A 17,759-nucleotide genomic window follows, 5' to 3' on the forward strand; every position below is an offset into this window, starting at 1 on the left:
GGGGGAGCAAAGGGCGGGTCAGTGCGCGACGGCGGCGGCCGCCGCCTCGTCGATCAGGACGCCGTCGCGGAAGCGCTCGATCGTGAAAGGCGCGTTGATCGGATGCGGCTCGTCGCGGGCGATCGTGTGGGCGAAGAGATTGCCGGAGCCCGGCGTCGCCTTGAACCCGCCCGTGCCCCAGCCGCAATTGACGTAGAGACCTGGGACCGTCGTCTTGGCGAGAATGGGCGAACGGTCGGGCGTGACATCCACGATGCCGCCCCAAGAGCGCAGCATCCGCACCCGGCGAAAATCGGGAAAGAGATCGCAGATCGCATCCAGCGTGTGATTGGCGATATGGAGCCCGCCGCGCTGCGTATAGGACGTGTAGGCGTCCGTTCCCGCGCCGATCACCAGCTCGCCCTTGTCGGACTGCGAGATATAGGCGTGGATCGTGTTGGACATGACGACGCAGGGCACGACGGGCTTCAACGGCTCCGAGACAAGAGCCTGCAGCGGGTAGCTTTCGAGCGGCATCCGCAGACCGGCCATGTCCATGACGACCGAGGTATTGCCAGCGGCCACGACGCCGATCTTGCCGGCCTCGATCGCGCCGCGCGTCGTCTCGACGCCCGTCACCGCGCCGCTGGCCCCGCGCCGGATGGCCGTCACCTCGCAGTTCTGGATGATGTCGACACCCAGCGCCGAGGCCGCGCGGGCATAGCCCCAGGCGACGGCATCGTGCCGCGCCGTGCCGCCGCGCCGCTGCAGCGCGCCGCCGAGCACCGGATAGCGCATGGTCGAGGCGTCGATATTGAGCGGCGGGCAGTAATCCTTGCACTCCTGCGCGCTCAGCCATTCGTTGTCCACACCCGCCAGACGGTTGGCATGGACGTGGCGTTTGAAGACCTGAATGTCGTGAATGTTATGGGCGAGCATGAGCACGCCGCGCGGGCTGAACATGACGTTGTAGTTCAGATCCTGCGACAGGCCTTCCCAAAGCTTCACGGCATGGTCGTAGAGCGCCGCCGACTCTTCGAACAGGTAGTTCGAGCGGATGATCGTCGTGTTTCGGCCCGTATTGCCGCCGCCGATCCAGCCCTTTTCCAGAATCGCCACATTGCGGATGCCGTGCTCCTTGGCGAGGTAATAGGCCGTCGCCAAGCCATGGCCGCCACCGCCCACGATCACCACGTCGTAGCGGCTCTTGGGCGACGCGTCGCGCCATTGCGCTTGCCAGCCCTTGTTGGAGCCGAGCGCCTTGGCGATGATGGAAAAGCCGGAAAACTTCTGCATGGATCGATCCGATCTGCGGTGTCGGACATCACACTCGCACCCGCGAAACCGCCGCCGCGATGACGGATGCGGCGTCGGCTTTGTACGAATCCGACATGTGTCTTGTCTGCGACATCGGGCTCCGGGCAAGGTGCCGACAGGGTGAGCGGTGGCACCCGAAAAACCCTTCGTTCGAAGCGTCTTTTCTGCTGCATCGGCCGGCCCCATCGCCTAACACCGAAGGGTTGCCGCGACACTGGAGTCGTTTCAAACGCCGGGAGCCGTCGACCATGCTGCACGACATGCCGCTGATCGAAACCATCGTCGCGGGTCTGGGCCTTGCCTTTCTCCTGGGCACGCTGGCGCATCGGCTCGGCGCGTCCCCGATCGTCGGTTATCTCCTGGCCGGTGTCGCGGCCGGCCCCTTCACGCCCGGCTTCGTGGCGGATCAAGGCCTGGCGGGCGAGTTGTCTGAGCTGGGCGTCATTCTTCTGATGTTCGGTGTCGGTCTGCATTTCTCGCTGGGCGATCTCCTGTCCGTGCGGGCCATCGCGCTGCCGGGCGCCATCGCGCAGATCGCGGCGGCGACGCTCTTCGGCATGGCGCTGTCCTGGCTTCTGGGCTGGGGGCTGGGGGCGGGTCTCGTCTTCGGCCTCGCCCTTTCGGTCGCCTCCACGGTCGTGCTCTTGCGGGCCATGCAGGAGCGACGGTTGATCGAGACCGCGCGCGGGCGCATCGCCGTTGGCTGGCTGATCGTGGAAGACCTCGCAATGGTTCTGGCGCTGGTGCTGCTGCCGGCCTTCGCGGGGCCGCTGGGGGGTGACCCGTCCGCCGTGCATGGCGCGAGTTCCGATCTGGGCTTCGGCGTTCCCGGCATCATTCTCGTGACGGTCTTCAAGCTCTGCATCTTCGTGGTCTTGATGCTGGTGGTCGGCCGGCGGGTCATCCCTTGGCTCCTGCAACTCACCGCTGCCTCCGGCTCGCGCGAGCTGTTTCGCCTGGCTGTGCTCGCCATCGCGCTCGGCGTCGCCTTCGGCGCGGCCTCGCTCTTCGGCGTTTCGTTGGCGCTCGGCGCCTTCTTCGCCGGCATGATCATGAGCGAATCGGAGCTCAGCCATCGCGCGGCCGAAGATTCGCTTCCCCTGCGGGACGCCTTCGCCGTCCTGTTCTTCGTCTCGGTCGGCATGTTGTTCGATCCGGCCTCGCTGATCTCCGATCCGCTGCCGGTTCTGGCGACGCTGCTGATCATCGTCGTCGGCAAGTCGCTCGTCGCCTTCGCTCTCGTGCGGCTGTTCGGTCATCCGACCTCGACGGCGCTCACCATTTCCGTCTCGCTGGCGCAGATCGGCGAGTTCTCCTTCATCCTCGCCACGCTGGGCCTGAACCTGAAAATTCTGCCGCCCGAGGCGAAGAACCTGATTCTCGGCGGCGCGATCCTGTCGATCGTCCTCAATCCGTTTCTTTTTGCCTGGGTCGATCGCTGGCGGCAGGCGGAGGGCCGCTCGGCTCTCGAGGGCGGCGGTGACGAGGGGAAGGATACGACTTCGGGTGAGACGAGTGAGAGGCAGACGCATATTCCGAGCGGCAGTGTCGCCATCGAGGACGGCGCGCTGAGCCGCACGGAGCTAAGCGACCATCTTGTGCTCGTCGGCTATGGGCGTGTCGGCTCCAAGATCGCGCGTCGGCTGGCTGACGCCGGTCGGGCCTTCCTGGTGATCGAGGACGCCGATAAGCGCGTCGCGCGGGTGCGCGCGGCCGGGTTCGAAACGGTTGTGGGGAACGCCGTGAAGCCCGAAGTGCTGGACGCCGCGCATATCGGCGGCGCGCGGGACCTCGTACTCGCCTTTCCCAACAGTTTCGAGGCCGTCGCCATGATCGCGGCAGCCCGCACCGCCAATCCCGACATTCGCATCACCGCCCGCGTTCATTCCGGCGAACAGCGCGAACGCCTGATCGATGCGGGGGCCGATACGGTGGTCAATGGCGACGAGGTGACGGCGCAGGCGATCGCCGATCATGTCCTCTCCTTCGGGCCGGATGCGCCGGGCGCAAAAGGGCCGATCTTTGCCGATGACCACGGGCCGCTGCCGGAACCGTCCGATGGTGATGAGTTGACAGAGCCAGCCGAACGCTTACCCTGAGAAGCATCCAGGGGGAGTTCCAGCAGCGGAACTGAGAGGCCGGAGCACGATCCGGCGACCCCACGAACCTGATCCAGTTCGCACTGGCGTAGGGATGGAGCGTTTGCGCCTCCGACAGGGATGCACCGCTCGGCCAAGAGGCCGACGCCGCGCGTGGACCTGTTGGAGCGAGCGTTCCGCTCCCGTCCTGCGAGCGGCTCGCGCTTTGGCGGAGACGATGATGGCCTCGACGCAACGCTCTTTCGTTTTGGACGCTCGTTCGCGCGCATGGTGATCCATGTCCTGGGGGCCGGTGTCGCCGGGCTGACGACAGCCGTTCGGCTGGCCGAAGAGGGGCGCGCCGTCGTCGTGCACGAGGCCGCAACGGAACTCGGCCAGCGCGCGGCCTCGTGGCTCGCGGGGGGAATGCTCGCGCCCTATTGCGAGGCGGCGACGGCGGACCCCGCCATCATCGAGCCGGGTCTGCGCGGCATCGACTTCTGGGCGGACCGGGTGCCGGTCGAGCGGCGGGGAACGCTTGTTCTGGCCGCGCCGCGCGATGCGGCCGATCTTCGCCAGTTCGCCGCCCGCACAGAAGCTCACCGCCTGCTGGATGCGGACGGCATTGCCGCGTTCGAGCCCGATCTCGCCGGGCGGTTTCGCCAGGGATTGTTCTTCGAAGACGAAGCGCATCTCGATCCGCGCCAAGCCATGGCCACGCTCGTTCGGCGCATTCAGGATCTCGGCGGTACGTTGCTGTGGGGCTCGCAAGCCGAACCTGCCGCGTTGTCGAGCGAGACCGTCGTCGACTGCCGAGGTCTCAAGGCTCACGCGCCGGGTCTTCGCGGCGTGCGCGGGGAGATGGTGCTGGTGCGCAGCCGCGACGTCAGTCTGGCCCGGCCGGTTCGCCTTCTGCATCCGCGCTGGCCGATCTATATCGTGCCGCGCGAGGACGGTGTTTTCATGATCGGCGCGACCATGATCGAAAGCGAGCGCGATGGGCCGATCACCCTCCGCTCGGCGGTGGAGCTTTTGACGGCCGCCTTTGCCTTGCATCCGGGGTTTGCCGAAGCCGAGATCCTGGAGACGGGCGCTGCCTGCCGCCCGGCTTTTTCCGACAATCTGCCGCGCGTGACGCAAAGCGGACGCCATGTCTGCTTCACCGGGCTCTATCGCCATGGGTTTCTCCTGGCGCCCGAGCTGTCGGGCCAAGCGGCCCGCGCCGTACTATCCCTCATGGAGGCCGCATGATCCTGCATTTGAACGGTGACCCGTGCGAGGTCGAGGCGGGCTCGCTCGATGCGCTGCTTCGGGAACTCGGAGTGGAGCCCGAAGCGGTGGCGACCGCGCTGAACGGCGAATTCGTGCCACGCGGCGAGCGGGCGGACACCCCGCTCACGGCGGGCGACAGGATCGAACTTCTCAGCCCGATGCAGGGAGGGTGACGCGATGCGCATCTACGATCGGACCTTTTCATCCCGCATGATGTTGGGCACGGCGCTTTATCCCTCGCCGGCGATCATGCAGGCGGCCATCCGCGCGGCCGAGCCGGCGCTGGTCACCGTGTCGCTTCGCCGCGAGCAGAATCTCAGCGCGCCGCGTGGGCCCGGCTTCTGGGACGAGCTGCGCGCGCTCGGCGTCGCCTTTCTGCCGAACACGGCCGGCTGCCACACGGTCAAGGAAGCGGTGACAACGGCGCGGATGGGCCGCGAGCTTCTGGGCACCGACCTCGTCAAGCTCGAGGTGATCGGCCATGCCGACACGCTGCAGCCCGATGTCTTCGGTCTGGTAGAGGCCGCGCGCGTCCTGTCGGGCGAAGGCTTCCGCGTCCTGCCCTACACGACCGAAGATCTGGTCGTTGCCGAACGGCTGGTCGAGGCGGGCTGCGAGGTGCTGATGCCTTGGGCCTCGCCGATCGGCTCGGGTCTCGGGCTCAACAATCGCTATGGGCTGCGCTCGCTGCGCGCGCAGTTCCCCGACGTGACGCTGATCGTCGATGCAGGGCTCGGCCGGCCGAGCCATGCGGCCGAGGCTCTGGAACTCGGCTATGACGGGGTTCTGCTCAACACCGCCGTTGCCACATCGGGCGATCCGGTCGCGATGGCACGCGCCTTCCGTCTGGCTGTGGAAGCGGGGAGGCTCAGCTTCGAAGCGGGCGCGATGGAGCCGCGTGACATGGCCGCGCCCTCGACACCCATTTTCGGAAAGGCGGTTCTATGAGCGCCTCTCGGCTCGTGCTCGACCCGTTCTACCCCGTGATGCCGGATGCCGCCTGGATCGAGCGGATCGTGCCGCTCGGGGTCAAGCTAGTGCAACTTCGCGCCAAGGATATGCCCGACGCCCGCCTGCGCGGGGAGATTCGCCGCTCGCTGGCGGTCTGCAAGGCCCATGGATGCCAGCTCGTCGTGAACGATCACTGGAGGCTGGCGGCCGAGGAGGGCGCGGATTTCGTGCATTTGGGCCAAGAGGATTTGGCGGAGGCCGATCTAGCCGCGATCCGTGCGGCCGGACTCAAGCTCGGTCTGTCGACGCATGACGAGGCCGAACTCGAAACCGCCCTGTCGGCCCGGCCGGACTATGTGGCGCTGGGTCCGGTCTGGCCGACCATTCTCAAACAGATGCCCTGGGCGCCGCAGACGCCGGAACGTCTGCTGACCTGGCGCAAGCGCATCGGCGATCTTCCCTTGGTGGCTATCGGTGGTCTCCGGCCCGAGCGTGCCGAAGCGGTGTTCCAGAATGGCGCGGACAGCGCCGCTGTCGTGACCGACATCACCCTGCACGCCGAACTGGAAACCCGTGTCCGGGAATGGTTGGCCATCACGCGCAGATGACATGTCGATGCAACCTGAATGCAGCTAATTAGCCAGCGGTTTGCACTTTTTAGTTGATCTTTCATGCAACCTAAAGCATGTTTCCTGCATAGGTTATCTATCAGGGGACGTAGATGTCGGTCGCGAAATCGTTCAACACCCGGCCGCTCTATCAGCAGGTGGCGGACGAGTTCGTCGCGCGCATCGTGTCCCGCACCTGGGCGCCCGGCCAACTCATCGAGAACGAAGCGGAGATCGCGCGATCGCTCGGCATCAGCTTGGGGACGGTGCGCAAAGCCTTCGACATCCTGACCGAAAACAAACTGCTGGAACGCCATCAAGGGCGCGGCACGGTCGTGGTGGATTACGAGGCGGAGAAGACTCGCAGCCGCTTTTCCAACATTCTCGATCGCTCGGGCAATCGCGTCTCGGGCGATGTCACCGTCTCGGGGCATGATCTGGCCGTCCCGCTGGCGCCGATCGCGGAGCGCTTGGGTCTATCGGAGCGTGTGCCGGTCCTGACCTTCGAGCGGCGCCGGACCTATGCCGGGCGCTTGTTTCTGATCGAGACGGTTTATCTCCGCGTCGCCGCTGCCACGGCAACGATGAGCCCGGCCGAAATGGTGCAGCTGTCGAAAAGCCGCTGGATGGGGCACGACATCGCGACCTACAAGGTGGAAAAGGTTGCCAGCGCGACGGCGGAGGACGAGGACCGAGCCGCGTTCGGTCTGAGCGGTGAGGCAGCGATCCTGACGCTGGACCGCGTGATCTACTCCTACCAGAACAAGGCGCTGGAACTGCGCATCGGCCGCTGCCATCTGGGCGCCGATCTCCTGTATTGCTCCGACTGACGTGACGTGCCCAAGAGCAGGGCAGGCGGTCAGGCGCCTTTCTGACGTCGCTGCCCGCTCGGCAAGAGGCAGCGATCGATAAAGGCGCGCAACTGCTCGACCGCTTCGCTGCGCATCGGCTCGATCTCCAGAAGCACCTCGTGCCGTGCGCCCGGCACGACATGGCAATGCACATCGAGACTGCCGGCTTGCTCCAGGCGAGCGGCGAGGGATCGGACCGCAGCGCCTTTCGCGGTGGCCGGGTCTTCGCTGCCGCCCAGACAATGGATCGGCAGGCGATGCGGCAGATCGCCGAGCGGAGTCACACTGGCTCCTGCGCTCTGCCAGTTCAGAATGTCTTCCACCATGGAAATGGTGGGCGTCCATCCGCAAAGCGGGTCCGCGATGTAGCGATCCACTTCGCTTTCGTCATGGGTCAGCCAATCGAAGGGCGTGCGTCTCGGCTGAACCGAACGGCTCCAAACGTCGAACGTGGCGCGCGCAAAGAGTGCGCTCGCGACATCCGAACCTTTCAGCGCCTTTTCCGCCTTGAACGCTACGGTACCGAGCCGCTCCGACCAACCGCGCTCGAAGCTGGCGTTCCAGAGAGCCAGCCCCGCCAGACCTTCGCCGAAGGTGCGCGCATGGTTGAGCGCGATATAGGCGCCCATCGAATGACCGAGCACCACGACCGGCTTTCCCGGACAGTCGGCTTCGGCCTGATGACGCACGGCCTGCACGTCGCGCAGGACCTTCGCCGCGCCATTGCGCCCTCCGAAGCGGCGGAGCGGCGCGTCGAGAGCGGTGGTCGATCCGTGTCCGCGATGGTCATGGGCATAGACGGCGATACCGAGATCCGCCAGTTCGTGCCCGAGCCTGACGTAGCGTCCCGAGTGCTCGGCGAGCCCATGCAGGATGAGAAGCACGGCTCGCGCCTCGCCCTCGGGAAGGAAACGATGAAGACGCAAGGCCGCGCCGGTCGGACTGTCGAGAAGGGTAGAACTGGCGAGCACGGGATAAAAGCCGATATGCAGACGGAAAACTGACGCAGACTTGGCGTAAGCGCGGAAAAACGCAATCCGCTGGTCTCAAACTCGGGGATGGATCATGGTTCGACGCTTGGGCTTCCTGCTGATGGGAGCCGGCCTCCTGTTCTCGGTCTCGTCCGCCAAGGCGCAGGTCCCCATGAGTGGGGAATTCGTGGCGGAGGCGAGCTGCTTCGCGACACCCTCCATCCGCTCGGACAACAATCCCGGTCGCATCGTGACCGAGCCCGGACGGCACTATGACCTCATCGGGCGAAACGCGATGCCGGGCAGTCATTACCTGATCCGCGTACCGGGGGCGGACCCTGAGCGGCGCTGGGTGCCTTACGGATGCGGGCGCGTGACGGATGGGAACTCGTCGGCTGATCGCGGCGCTTCGCCGCCACCGGCTGGAGGCAAGGCAGATTCCTTCGTTCTGGCCGCAAGCTGGCATCCCGCCTTCTGTGAAACGCGGCCGAAGCGCACCGACTGTCGCTCGGGCGGGGTAGCCGGTCATGGTTTATCGCTTCATGGACTATGGCCGCAGCCGCGCGGACGCGAATATTGCGGCGTGTCCGCTGCCGTTCGGGCCGCCGACGAATCCGGGCGCTGGCGCGATCTGCCACCGGTCGAGATCAGCGCGGCGACCCGGGAGGCGCTGGCGCGTGTCATGCCCGGCACGGTTTCTCAGCTCGACCGGCACGAGTATTGGACCCACGGCACTTGTTACGATGGCGATGCGGAGGCGTATTTCGTGCAGTCCATTCGACTGATCGATGAACTCAATGCCTCGCCCGTTCGCGATCTCTTCGCCAACGCGATCGGACGCGAATTGAGCGCGGCCGAGATTCGGGCGGCCTTCGACAAGGCGTTCGGTGCGGGGGCGGGGGCTCGCGTCCTCTTGGACTGCGAAAGCGACGCGGCGGGGCGCCGGCTGGTCGGAGAGTTGCGGATTTCGCTGCGCGGCGCACCGGGGCAGGGCGCGAGTCTGGGCGAACTCATCCGGGCCGGCGATGCCACCGCGCCCGGTTGCCGCGCGGGACGCGTGGACGCGCCCGGTTTCGGCTGAGCGTCACGCCCGGTCGGGCACTTCGTAATCGGCCGAATAACGGATCTCGCGTAGGGGACGGACGCTCCGCGTGGAGGCGTCGTAGATCGGGTCGGCCTTGTAGGCCGCGAGCGCTTCACGATCCTTGAACTCGGCATAGACGACCAGATCGACATCATTGCCCATCGGGTCGACGCGGGCGTTCTCGACGACCTCGAAATGCTCGTGATGCCGGATGGCACCGAGGGTTTCGAGCCCGGCTTTGATGCGAGGCAGGTCGGTCTTGTCCTTTGCACTGAAGAAGACGATGTGCCGGATCATGTCGGCTCCGCTTTCGAGAAATCGATCCCGCGCTGCATCCGCTCTTCGATGCGGTGCGTCAAGCGGGGAGTGGGGCGCAACCCGGCCCGACGCATTTTCCTTGCCGCCTTTGTTGCTCATCGGGACGCCATGGCTTACCTGTGCGCCAACTCTTGCCCAAGTCATTTCTACGGGGACGCGCGCTCGATGGCACGCCAATTCATCTACCATATGGCCGATCTCACGAAGGCCTACGGCACCAAGAAGGTTCTGGAGAACATCCATCTCTCCTTCTACCCGAACGCCAAGATCGGTATCCTGGGCCCGAACGGCGCCGGTAAATCGACCCTGCTGAAGATCATGGCCGGCGTCGACAGGGACTATACGGGCGAGGCCTGGGCCGCCGACGGCGCGACGGTGGGCTATCTCTCGCAGGAGCCCAAGCTCGACGAGTCGAAGACCGTCTTCGAGAACGTCATGGAAGGCGTCGCCGACAAGAAGGCGATCCTCGACCGATACAACGAACTGATGATGAACTACTCCGACGAGACCGCGGAGGAGGGTGCCAAGCTTCAGGACGTGATCGACGCGCAGAACCTCTGGGACCTGGAAAGTCAGGTCGAGATGGCGATGGACGCGCTGCGCTGCCCGCCGGGCGATGCTTCCGTCGCGCCCCTGTCGGGCGGTGAAAAGCGCCGCGTGGCGCTGTGCAAGCTGCTTCTGTCGAAGCCCGATATTCTGCTGCTCGACGAGCCCACCAACCATCTCGACGCCGAGACGATCTCCTGGCTCGAAAAGCACCTGCGCGAATATGAAGGCGCGGTGCTGATGATCACGCACGATCGCTACTTCCTCGACAATGTGACGGGCTGGATTCTCGAACTCGATCGCGGTCGGGGCATCCCCTACGAGGGCAACTACTCGGCCTATCTCGAGAAGAAGTCCAAGCGCATGGTGCAGGAAGGCCGCGAGGACGACGCGCGCGGACGCGCCATCGCCCGCGAGCGCGAGTGGATTCAGCAGGGCGCCAAGGCTCGCCAGACCAAGTCGAAGGCCCGCATCAAGGCGTATCACGAGCTGGTCGAGGCAGCTGAAAACCGCAGGCCGGCCGATGGTAAGATCGTCATTCCGACCTCGGAGCGCCTGGGCAACCGCGTCATCGAGGTGGAGAATCTATCCAAGAGCTATGGCGACCGGCTTCTGATCGAAAATCTCTCGTTCCGTCTGCCCGCCGGCGGCATTGTCGGCATCATCGGCCCGAACGGCGCCGGCAAGACGACGCTCTTCAAGATGATCACGGGCAAGGAAACGCCGGACTCCGGTGCCGTCCATATCGGCGAGACCGTGGATCTCGGCTATGTCGACCAGAGCCGCGACCATCTCGACGGATCGAAGACCGTCTGGGAGGAAATCTCGGGCGGCGTCGACATCATGAAGCTCGGCAAATACGACATGAACAGCCGCGCCTATGTCGGCAACTTCAACTTCAAGGGCCAGGACCAGCAGCAGAAGGTCGGCACGCTCTCGGGCGGTCAGCGCAACCGCGTGCACCTTGCCAAGATGCTGAAGTCCGGCGGCAACGTCATCCTGCTTGACGAGCCGACCAACGATCTCGACACCGAAACGCTGGCCGCCCTTGAGGACGCGCTGGAGGAATATGCAGGCTGCGCCGTGGTGATCAGCCACGATCGCATGTTCCTCGATCGTCTGGCCACGCATATCCTCGCCTATGAAGGCGACAGCCATTGGGAGTGGTTCGAAGGGAACTATGCCGATTACGAGCAGGACAAGATCCGTCGTCTCGGACCGGAATCGGTCAATCCCAAGCGCCCGACCTACAAGCGTCTGACGCGTTAAGCAGCTGAATGGGGGAAAGCCACTTTCCAAATCGGACTTCCCCCTTACGTCTGACAAATTGGCCTTGCCAGGGAGCAGGCGTAGGGGGAAAGGAGAGAGGAATTGGATCGCATCGGCTTTCAACAATTCTTCCAAGCTCTTCCCAGCCCGCATATGCTGCTCGACCGTGACTTGAACTTCGTCGCGGTCAATCGCGCCTACGAACTGGCGACCGAGCAGACCAGCTCAAGTCTGGTCGGCCGCTACCTGTTCGAAGCCTTTCCCAACGATGGGGACGCGGGCCGGCGCCTCCGGGAATCGCTCGATCGCGTTCTGGCATCGGGGGAGCCCGACACACTGGCCTATATCGAGTACGACATTCCGGTGCCCGCTTCGAAAGGCGGGGGGATGACGAAGCGATATTGGACGGCCATCCATGCTCCGCTGACCGACGACAGCGGTCAGGTCGCCTACATTCTCCAAAATACGGTGGACATTACCGAACTCGTGCAGTTGCGCGAGGCGGCGTCAGCGCCCAGCTCGCTGTTTTCTGGCGGCGTCGCTCTCGTCCAGCGCGCGAGAGAGGCGGAGAAAGTCATTCGCGACGGCGTGGGGCCGACACAACAGTTCCGCTCGCTGTTCGAGGACGCGCCGGGAATGGTGGCCCTGCTCTATGGGCCGGACCATGTGATCACCTATGCCAATGCGGCCTTGAAGCGTTTTTTCGGGCAGCGCGAGCTTCTGGGGCTTCCGGTTCGGAAGGCGTTTCCCGAATTGGAATGTGAGGAGCCGAGCGGGTTACTCGGCCGGCTGGACAAGACCTACCAAACGGGCGAGTCAGCGGTCGGGTTCGCGACGAGTATTCGACTGCGCGATCCAGGGTCGGATCGGCTCCGAGAGTATTTCGTCGATCTGTCGCACCATCCCGTGGCTTCGCCGACCGGTCAGGTGTCGGGCATCTTCATTCAAGGGTATGACAGAACCGATGCTGTACGCGGACAGCGTCACCAGAAGTTCTTGCTGGATGAACTGAATCATCGCGTCAAAAACACACTATCCACGGTGCAGTCTCTGGCCCGGCGAAGCTTCCGCGCGACGATCGACCGCGAGGATGCACGCCGTGTGTTCGAAGGGCGAATTCTGGCGCTTTCGAACGCCCATAATCTCCTGAGCCAGCATCATTGGGAGGCGGCCGATCTTGCCGCCATCGCTCGGCTGGAATTCGCGGCCCTGCCGCCCGAGCGAATTACCACAAAGGGCGGCCGTTTCGATCTCAGTCCGAAGGCCGCCATCGCCCTGGCGATGGTGTTCCATGAGCTGGCATCGAATGCCTTGAAATATGGATCTTTGGCGAAGAATGACGGCCGCGTCTGCGTGCGTTGGGAGACACGCGGTGAGACGCTGGAGTTGGTCTGGCGGGAAACCGGTCCGGATCTTCCTGAAACGCAGGATGAGTTGAAGCCCGGTTTTGGGATGCGCATGTTGGAGCGCATCGTGACGGGCGAGCTCGAAGGGCGACTGGAACTCGGCCTCGGACCGTCCAGCCTGACCTGGACGCTCGCCATCCCCCTGTCCGAACTCGAAGTGGCAAAGGCCCTCTTGGATGACTGAACCAAAGGGGCTCGAAGGGCTTCGCATCTTCGCGGTGGAGGACGAATCCCTCGTCGCCATGCAGCTCGAGGACATTCTGGACGAGCTGGGCTGCGTCGTGGCGGGGCTTGCGATGCGTGTCGATCGCGCGCAGGCCATGCTGGATGCAGAGCCCGGCATCGACGCCGCCATCCTCGACATGAACATCGCCGGCGTGAAGGTCTATCCTGTGGCCGAGCGCTTGCGTGAGCGCAACGTGCCGATTGTCTTCGCGACGGGTTACGGGCTGGAGGGGATCGAAATGGAGTGGCGCGTTTTTCCCGTCCTGCAGAAGCCCTACACCGCCGAGCAGATCGCGCGCGCTCTGCTGCAAGCTATTCCCTTGACGAACAAGTGATCTGAAGACCGCCGCAGGCTCGTGTTTCCGGCGTCTTGCTGACAGCTTTGCCATGTCCAAGCGGAACGGCCGTGCTATCTCAACGGCCAGTTCATCGCTTCGGCCAAGCTAGGATCGCATTCGCCTATGGATCAGTTCGTTCAGGGTCTCATGCAGGATTTCGGCGTGGTCGGAATCGCGTTCCTGATGTTTCTGGAAAACATCTTCCCACCTATCCCCTCCGAAATCATCATGCCTCTGGCTGGCTATCAGGCAGCCACGGGTGAGCATTCGATCTGGGCCGTTATCATTGCCGGGACGATCGGGTCACTCCTCGGCATCTTGCCCTGGTATTATCTTGGCCTTGTGGTCGGCGAACAGCGTATCGTGCGGCTGGCGGATCGGTTCGGCCGCTGGATCACGATGACCGCCGAGGACGTGGAGGCGGCGGACCGCTGGTTCCGTCGCTACGGAATCTGGGCCGTGCTGTTTGGCCGCCTCGTGCCGACGGTGCGAACGCTCATCTCCATTCCGGCCGGCCTCGCGCGGATGCCGCTCCTCACCTTTCTGGCCTTCTCGGCGATCGGCACGCTGGCCTGGACGGCGGGTTTGGCCTTTGCCGGATACCTTCTGGCGCAGCAATACGATCTGGTGGACCAATATATCGGCCCGGTCTCGAACTTCGTCATCCTTGCCGTGGTCGCGATCTATCTGTACCGCGTCATCACCTTCAAGCCGAGCCGGCGCACGCAGCCGATCGACCTGAAGTCCGATGAGCATCCGCATCGACAGGGCTGACATCACTCATGCGCAAGCCGGCCATCAAACTGAAGGGCACCGTCGCGGGCCTTTACCGGACCGAAGGCAAAGGCTTCGTGACATCTTCGGTCGATGGGCTGGACCTCGGCTTCGATGGGATTGCAGCCGATGCGCATGGCGGGCCGACCCGAAAAACGGGTGGCCGCGAGCCCTGGTATCCGCGTGGCACCGAAATTCGCAACGAGCGTCAGCTTTCGATCCTGAGCCTGAATGAACTCGCCGAGATCGCCGAGACCTTGGCGATCCCCGAGCTGCGGCCGGAATGGATCGGCGGCAATCTCACGCTGGAGGGCCTTCCGCGTCTCAGCGAACTGCCGCCGCGCACCCTCCTGTTTTTCGAGAATGGCGTCACGATCAAGATCGACGGCGACAACGGGCCTTGCCGTCTGTCGGGGCGATCCATCGCGCAGCATTATCCCGAGCGAACCGACATCGAATTCGGCTTCGTGAAGGCGGCCCAGCACAAGCGAGGCCTTGTGGCCTGGGTGGAGAAGCCTGGCAGCATCAGCCTGGGCGAGGCATTCGAGGCGCGTTTGCCGGAACAATGGATCTACGATCCGAACGAGCCGCGATGACGCCTTTCAATCCGCGTCCGGTCTCGGGCGCGCTTTGGGCGGCAGCGGAGGGGATGCGTCCTCGCTCGCATCTTCCTGCGGCTCACCGTCCTTATCGTCCCAACCTTCATCCTCGTCCGCTTCGGACACGAGGTGGCGTGTTGCGCCCCATCGATCGAGCACCTCGTTAATCGCCTCGACCACGAAGAACCGCGCCTCGTCCTTCTCGTAGCCCTCGTCGCGAAGCTCGTCATAATCGGTGTGCTGATGCCGGATATGGGCCAGCGTCGCCAGCCAGACAGCGCTGGCCGGCGACAGGCTCTTCATGTGGCGCGACCCCGCCGCCGTGCGGATGGCCTCCGCGTCGAGATAGGGGACGCGAGGGATCAGAAGCGTCAGGTTTCGCGCGATGGACTTCTGGCGTTCCGTGGCCATCAATCCTCGCTCGGACGATCGACGGTATCGAAATAGGGTTTGATGTCGAGAAGGGGCGTCCCGTCCAGAACATCGATCGCGTCGATCACCAGCTGCCCCGACGCCGGATCGACGTCCAGAAGACGCACGAGATGTAGGCCGATCGGGTTGGGGCGGACGGGGGACCGCAGAGCGAATGTGCCAGATGCGGTCTCGGCAGAGCGAGGCTTCTGCACGGCCAGATCACGCCGCGATTGATGCAGCCATGTCAGGAGATGGATGTGGCGTCCCGCTTCCAGGTTTTGCAGCGCGGCGCGGAACGGTGCGTCGATTTCGACCCTCGCCTTCTGGTTGGTTTCGCGGGCGACCCGCATGTTCTTGGGGCAGTCGGTTCGATCGGTCCAAGGGGAGCGGATGCGGCCGATAAAGGCCAGCCGCGCATCATCCGCCGTCGAGGCGTCGAAGGGCAGGGTCGTTTCGCCCGGCCGAATGGAGGTTTTCTCAAGAGTCATAGGCGAAAGAGTATCGGGCTCGTGAAGCCCGTGCAAACGCGATGGAACCCACTTGCATCTTTCGCCTGCAACACATAAACATATCTTTATGTGTTGGCGCGAAGGAGGCGCGTTCATGGCGGCGTCTTTCGATGCGACGGTGGAAATTCTGAAGGCTCTCGGAGAACCGACGCGCCTGCGCCTCGTCATGCTCTTGTCGAGCCACGATCTGACCGTTTCCGATCTCACTTCCATTCTCGGCCAATCGCAGCCGCGCATTTCGCGTCATTTGAAGCTCCTGGTCGAGTCGGGCGTCGTGCATCGCTATCAGGAGGGGGCCTGGGCCTATTTCCGGCGTAGCGACGATGCGCTGATCGCGACCCTGGTGGACGCGCTTCTGTCCGGCGTCGTGGACGAAGACGGGCGCTTGGCGGGCGACCGCGAGAAGCTCGAACATGTTCGCCTTGAGCGAGCGGAGCGCGCGGCCCATTATTTCAGCCGCAACGCCGAACAATGGGACCGGATTCGCTCGCTTCACGTGCCGGATGTCGAAGTCGAAAGCGCGCTTCTGGATGTGCTTGGCGACGAGAACATCGAGTCCGTCCTCGACATAGGCACGGGCACGGGCCGGCTTCTGGAGCTCCTGTCGCCGCGCTGCGAGCGCTCGCTGGGGATCGACGCGTCTCGCGAAATGCTGTCGATCGCCCGCGCCAAGCTCGACGCGGCGGGTCTCAGCCGCGCCAGCGTGCGGCAGGGCGATGCCTATCGTCTCCCGGTGCCGCGCGGCAGTTTCGAACTCGCGACGCTCCATCAGGTCCTTCATTATCTCGACGATCCTGCCGCTGCCATTCGCGAGGCGGCAGCGGCGCTGGCACCGGGCGGGCGTCTTGCCATTGTCGATTTCGCGCCGCACGGGCTGGAAACACTGCGCACGGAACATGCGCATCTGCGGCTCGGCTTCAGCATTGAGACACTCAGCGCCTATGCCCAAGCCGCCGGCCTTCGCGTCGAGACCATTCGCGCGCTTCCGCCGAAAGGCGAGAGGACTGACGCGCTCACCGTTCTCGTTCTCCTGGCCCGACGGCCGCACGCCGCCATCCCGCTCGATCCGGCCGCGCGCCCGGTCGAGGCAGCCTGAAGGAATGTCCATGATCCAGCGTCGTTCGCAGCGCTCGCCCTTCCGCGTGTCGTTCGAGTTCTTTCCGCCCAAGACACCGAAGATGGAAGAAGGGCTCTGGGACTCGATCCAGCGCTTGGCTCCGCTCTCGCCCGATTTCGTGTCCGTGACCTACGGTGCCGGGGGTTCGACGCGCGAGCGCACGCATCACACCGTCAAGCGCATCCTGAGCGAAACGCCGCTGAAGCCGGCGGCACATTTGACCTGCGTCGATGCGAGCCGCGACGAAGTGGATGCCGTCGTGCGTCAATATCGCGAAACCGGCGTGCGCCATTTCGTGGCCCTTCGCGGGGACGGTCAGGCGGGTGCGGGTGGTGCCTACGAGGCGCATCCGAACGGCTATCGCAATGCGGTCGATCTGACTGCCGGTATCAAGGCGATCGATCCCGAGATCGAGATTTCCGTTTCGGCCTATCCCGAGAAGCATCCCGAAAGCCCGGACTTCGCAACCGACATCGACCTCCTGAAGCGCAAGGTCGATAATGGTGCGACGCGCGCCATCACGCAGTTCTTCTTCGATAATGATGTGTTCGAACGCTATGTCGAGCGCGTTCGGCGGGCCGGCATTTATGTGCCGATCGTTCCCGGCATCGTTCCGATCCACGACTTCACCAAGATTTCGCGCTTCTCGGCCGCAACGGGCGCCTCCATTCCGCTCTGGCTGGCCGAGCGTTTCGAAGGCCTGGAGAACGATCCGCAGACGCATAGCCATGTGGCGGCGGCGGTCTGCGCCGAGCAGGTGCTCGATCTCGTCGAACGCGGGATCGGCGATTTCCATTTCTATACGATGAACCGGGCCGATCTCGTCTATTCGATCTGCCATATTCTCGGCTTGCGTCCGTCGGCCGGCGGCGATGACAGGACGGATCGTATCGAGCAAGCTGCGTAACGAGAAAGGGCCGGATGAACCGGCCCTTTCTGTTTCATTCGCACCCTGACGCTGCGATACGGCTTACGCGTAAACCGTCCGGCGTCAGGAAATGAAACCGACGACCATGGCACCGACAAAGGCGAAAGCCGCCGTCGCCATGATCAGATTCAGAGAGCGTACCCGTTCCATCACGATCTCCTCCTCACAGGATGTTACCAGTCTTCATGATCTGTTTAACATCGTA

General features: G+C 64.2%; 19 protein-coding genes and 1 riboswitch. Of the genes, 14 read left to right on the plus strand and 5 right to left on the minus strand.

What is annotated here, in order from left to right; translation table 11 throughout:
* Window positions 1-18: 18 nt before the first annotated feature.
* A complete protein-coding gene (locus NS365_RS11775) occupies window positions 19-1,275 on the minus strand; it encodes a sarcosine oxidase subunit beta family protein (protein WP_058600483.1) in 1,257 nt (418 codons plus the stop codon).
* A 269-nt stretch (window positions 1,276-1,544) separates the two neighbouring features.
* Here NS365_RS11775 and ybaL point away from each other — a divergent pair, with 269 nt between their 5' ends.
* From ybaL to NS365_RS11805, 6 genes are all read left to right on the plus strand, one after another.
* Window positions 1,545-3,395 (plus strand): YbaL family putative K(+) efflux transporter, encoded by a 1,851-nt coding sequence (gene ybaL / locus NS365_RS11780; protein WP_058600484.1) that lies wholly within the window; start codon window positions 1,545-1,547, stop codon window positions 3,393-3,395.
* Window positions 3,396-3,507, plus strand: a riboswitch (TPP riboswitch).
* 155 nt (window positions 3,508-3,662) lie between these two features.
* Window positions 3,663-4,625 (plus strand): FAD-dependent oxidoreductase, encoded by a 963-nt coding sequence (locus NS365_RS11785; protein WP_058600543.1) that lies wholly within the window; start codon window positions 3,663-3,665, stop codon window positions 4,623-4,625.
* The gene (thiS, locus tag NS365_RS11790) at window positions 4,622-4,819 is read left to right on the plus strand and encodes a sulfur carrier protein ThiS (protein ID WP_058600485.1); all 198 of its coding nucleotides are present in this window, start codon (window positions 4,622-4,624) and stop codon (window positions 4,817-4,819) included. The genes NS365_RS11785 and thiS overlap by 4 nt, the downstream gene beginning before the upstream one ends.
* Before the next feature lie 4 nt (window positions 4,820-4,823).
* Window positions 4,824-5,594, plus strand: a complete 771-nt coding sequence (locus NS365_RS11795; protein WP_058600486.1) for a thiazole synthase — start codon at window positions 4,824-4,826, stop codon at window positions 5,592-5,594.
* Complete coding sequence (locus NS365_RS11800; protein ID WP_058600487.1) at window positions 5,591-6,205, plus strand: thiamine phosphate synthase; 615 nt, start codon at window positions 5,591-5,593, stop codon at window positions 6,203-6,205. The genes NS365_RS11795 and NS365_RS11800 overlap by 4 nt, the downstream gene beginning before the upstream one ends.
* Window positions 6,206-6,318: 113 nt before the next feature.
* Window positions 6,319-7,035 (plus strand): GntR family transcriptional regulator, encoded by a 717-nt coding sequence (locus NS365_RS11805; RefSeq protein WP_058600488.1) that lies wholly within the window; start codon window positions 6,319-6,321, stop codon window positions 7,033-7,035.
* A gap of 29 nt (window positions 7,036-7,064) precedes the next feature.
* Here NS365_RS11805 and NS365_RS11810 read toward each other — a convergent pair whose 3' ends face one another.
* Entirely contained in the window at window positions 7,065-8,027 is a 963-nt protein-coding gene (locus tag NS365_RS11810; RefSeq protein ID WP_058600489.1) for an alpha/beta fold hydrolase, read from the minus strand.
* A 94-nt stretch (window positions 8,028-8,121) separates the two neighbouring features.
* Between NS365_RS11810 and NS365_RS11815 the strand changes: the two genes are divergently transcribed.
* Window positions 8,122-9,108 carry a ribonuclease T2 family protein gene (locus NS365_RS11815; RefSeq protein ID WP_153003740.1) on the plus strand — a complete coding sequence of 329 codons (987 nt, stop codon included), beginning with the start codon at window positions 8,122-8,124 and terminating at the stop codon, window positions 9,106-9,108.
* Window positions 9,109-9,111: 3 nt separating this feature from the next.
* Here the strand turns inward: NS365_RS11815 and NS365_RS11820 are convergent, their stop codons facing one another.
* Window positions 9,112-9,408 carry a Dabb family protein gene (locus NS365_RS11820; RefSeq protein ID WP_058600490.1) on the minus strand — a complete coding sequence of 99 codons (297 nt, stop codon included), beginning with the start codon at window positions 9,406-9,408 and terminating at the stop codon, window positions 9,112-9,114.
* A 186-nt stretch (window positions 9,409-9,594) separates the two neighbouring features.
* Here NS365_RS11820 and ettA point away from each other — a divergent pair, with 186 nt between their 5' ends.
* The 5 genes from ettA (at window position 9,595) to NS365_RS11845 (ending at window position 14,583) form a co-directional block, all read left to right on the plus strand.
* Window positions 9,595-11,244, plus strand: a complete 1,650-nt coding sequence (gene ettA, locus NS365_RS11825; RefSeq protein WP_058600491.1) for an energy-dependent translational throttle protein EttA — start codon at window positions 9,595-9,597, stop codon at window positions 11,242-11,244.
* A gap of 102 nt (window positions 11,245-11,346) precedes the next feature.
* A complete protein-coding gene (locus NS365_RS11830) occupies window positions 11,347-12,834 on the plus strand; it encodes a sensor histidine kinase (protein WP_058600492.1) in 1,488 nt (495 codons plus the stop codon).
* On the plus strand, window positions 12,827-13,210 hold the full coding sequence (locus NS365_RS11835) for a response regulator (RefSeq protein WP_058600493.1): 384 nt from the start codon (window positions 12,827-12,829) through the stop codon (window positions 13,208-13,210). The genes NS365_RS11830 and NS365_RS11835 overlap by 8 nt, the downstream gene beginning before the upstream one ends.
* Before the next feature lie 126 nt (window positions 13,211-13,336).
* Window positions 13,337-13,987, plus strand: a complete 651-nt coding sequence (locus NS365_RS11840; protein WP_058600494.1) for a DedA family protein — start codon at window positions 13,337-13,339, stop codon at window positions 13,985-13,987.
* Between the two features lie 8 nt (window positions 13,988-13,995).
* Window positions 13,996-14,583: an MOSC domain-containing protein gene (locus NS365_RS11845; RefSeq protein WP_058600495.1), complete on the plus strand. Its 588-nt coding sequence runs from the start codon at window positions 13,996-13,998 to the stop codon at window positions 14,581-14,583.
* 6 nt (window positions 14,584-14,589) lie between these two features.
* Here the strand turns inward: NS365_RS11845 and NS365_RS11850 are convergent, their stop codons facing one another.
* On the minus strand, window positions 14,590-14,997 hold the full coding sequence (locus tag NS365_RS11850) for a DUF2293 domain-containing protein (RefSeq protein ID WP_058600496.1): 408 nt from the start codon (window positions 14,995-14,997) through the stop codon (window positions 14,590-14,592).
* Window positions 14,997-15,488, minus strand: coding sequence for a tRNA (N6-threonylcarbamoyladenosine(37)-N6)-methyltransferase TrmO (tsaA, locus tag NS365_RS11855; RefSeq protein WP_058600497.1), 492 nt, complete (start codon window positions 15,486-15,488; stop codon window positions 14,997-14,999). The genes NS365_RS11850 and tsaA overlap by 1 nt, the downstream gene beginning before the upstream one ends.
* Before the next feature lie 115 nt (window positions 15,489-15,603).
* On the opposite strand from tsaA, the gene NS365_RS11860 reads away from it, so the two are divergent.
* A complete protein-coding gene (locus NS365_RS11860; RefSeq protein ID WP_058600498.1) occupies window positions 15,604-16,605 on the plus strand; it encodes an ArsR/SmtB family transcription factor in 1,002 nt (333 codons plus the stop codon).
* A gap of 10 nt (window positions 16,606-16,615) precedes the next feature.
* Window positions 16,616-17,533, plus strand: coding sequence for a methylenetetrahydrofolate reductase [NAD(P)H] (gene metF, locus NS365_RS11865; RefSeq protein ID WP_058600545.1), 918 nt, complete (start codon window positions 16,616-16,618; stop codon window positions 17,531-17,533).
* The last annotated feature ends 226 nt before the right edge of the window (window positions 17,534-17,759 follow it).

The sequence above is a fragment of the Aureimonas ureilytica genome, assembly GCF_001475935.1.
GTDB lineage: Bacteria > Pseudomonadota > Alphaproteobacteria > Rhizobiales > Rhizobiaceae > Aureimonas > Aureimonas ureilytica_A.

Bases quoted from the DNA above. Each gene is read 5' to 3' on its own strand.
- NS365_RS11775 (WP_058600483.1), bottom strand. From the start codon at position 1,275: ATGCAGAAGTTTTCCGGCTTTTCCATCATCGCCAAGGCGCTCGGCTCC.
- ybaL (WP_058600484.1), top strand. From the start codon at position 1,545: ATGCTGCACGACATGCCGCTGATCGAAACCATCGTCGCGGGTCTGGGC.
- NS365_RS11785 (WP_058600543.1), top strand. From the start codon at position 3,663: ATGGTGATCCATGTCCTGGGGGCCGGTGTCGCCGGGCTGACGACAGCC.
- thiS (WP_058600485.1), top strand. From the start codon at position 4,622: ATGATCCTGCATTTGAACGGTGACCCGTGCGAGGTCGAGGCGGGCTCG.
- NS365_RS11795 (WP_058600486.1), top strand. From the start codon at position 4,824: ATGCGCATCTACGATCGGACCTTTTCATCCCGCATGATGTTGGGCACG.
- NS365_RS11800 (WP_058600487.1), top strand. From the start codon at position 5,591: ATGAGCGCCTCTCGGCTCGTGCTCGACCCGTTCTACCCCGTGATGCCG.
- NS365_RS11805 (WP_058600488.1), top strand. From the start codon at position 6,319: ATGTCGGTCGCGAAATCGTTCAACACCCGGCCGCTCTATCAGCAGGTG.
- NS365_RS11815 (WP_153003740.1), top strand. From the start codon at position 8,122: ATGGTTCGACGCTTGGGCTTCCTGCTGATGGGAGCCGGCCTCCTGTTC.
- NS365_RS11820 (WP_058600490.1), bottom strand. From the start codon at position 9,408: ATGATCCGGCACATCGTCTTCTTCAGTGCAAAGGACAAGACCGACCTG.
- ettA (WP_058600491.1), top strand. From the start codon at position 9,595: ATGGCACGCCAATTCATCTACCATATGGCCGATCTCACGAAGGCCTAC.
- NS365_RS11835 (WP_058600493.1), top strand. From the start codon at position 12,827: ATGACTGAACCAAAGGGGCTCGAAGGGCTTCGCATCTTCGCGGTGGAG.
- NS365_RS11840 (WP_058600494.1), top strand. From the start codon at position 13,337: ATGGATCAGTTCGTTCAGGGTCTCATGCAGGATTTCGGCGTGGTCGGA.
- NS365_RS11845 (WP_058600495.1), top strand. From the start codon at position 13,996: ATGCGCAAGCCGGCCATCAAACTGAAGGGCACCGTCGCGGGCCTTTAC.
- NS365_RS11850 (WP_058600496.1), bottom strand. From the start codon at position 14,997: ATGGCCACGGAACGCCAGAAGTCCATCGCGCGAAACCTGACGCTTCTG.
- tsaA (WP_058600497.1), bottom strand. From the start codon at position 15,488: ATGACTCTTGAGAAAACCTCCATTCGGCCGGGCGAAACGACCCTGCCC.
- NS365_RS11860 (WP_058600498.1), top strand. From the start codon at position 15,604: ATGGCGGCGTCTTTCGATGCGACGGTGGAAATTCTGAAGGCTCTCGGA.
- metF (WP_058600545.1), top strand. From the start codon at position 16,616: ATGATCCAGCGTCGTTCGCAGCGCTCGCCCTTCCGCGTGTCGTTCGAG.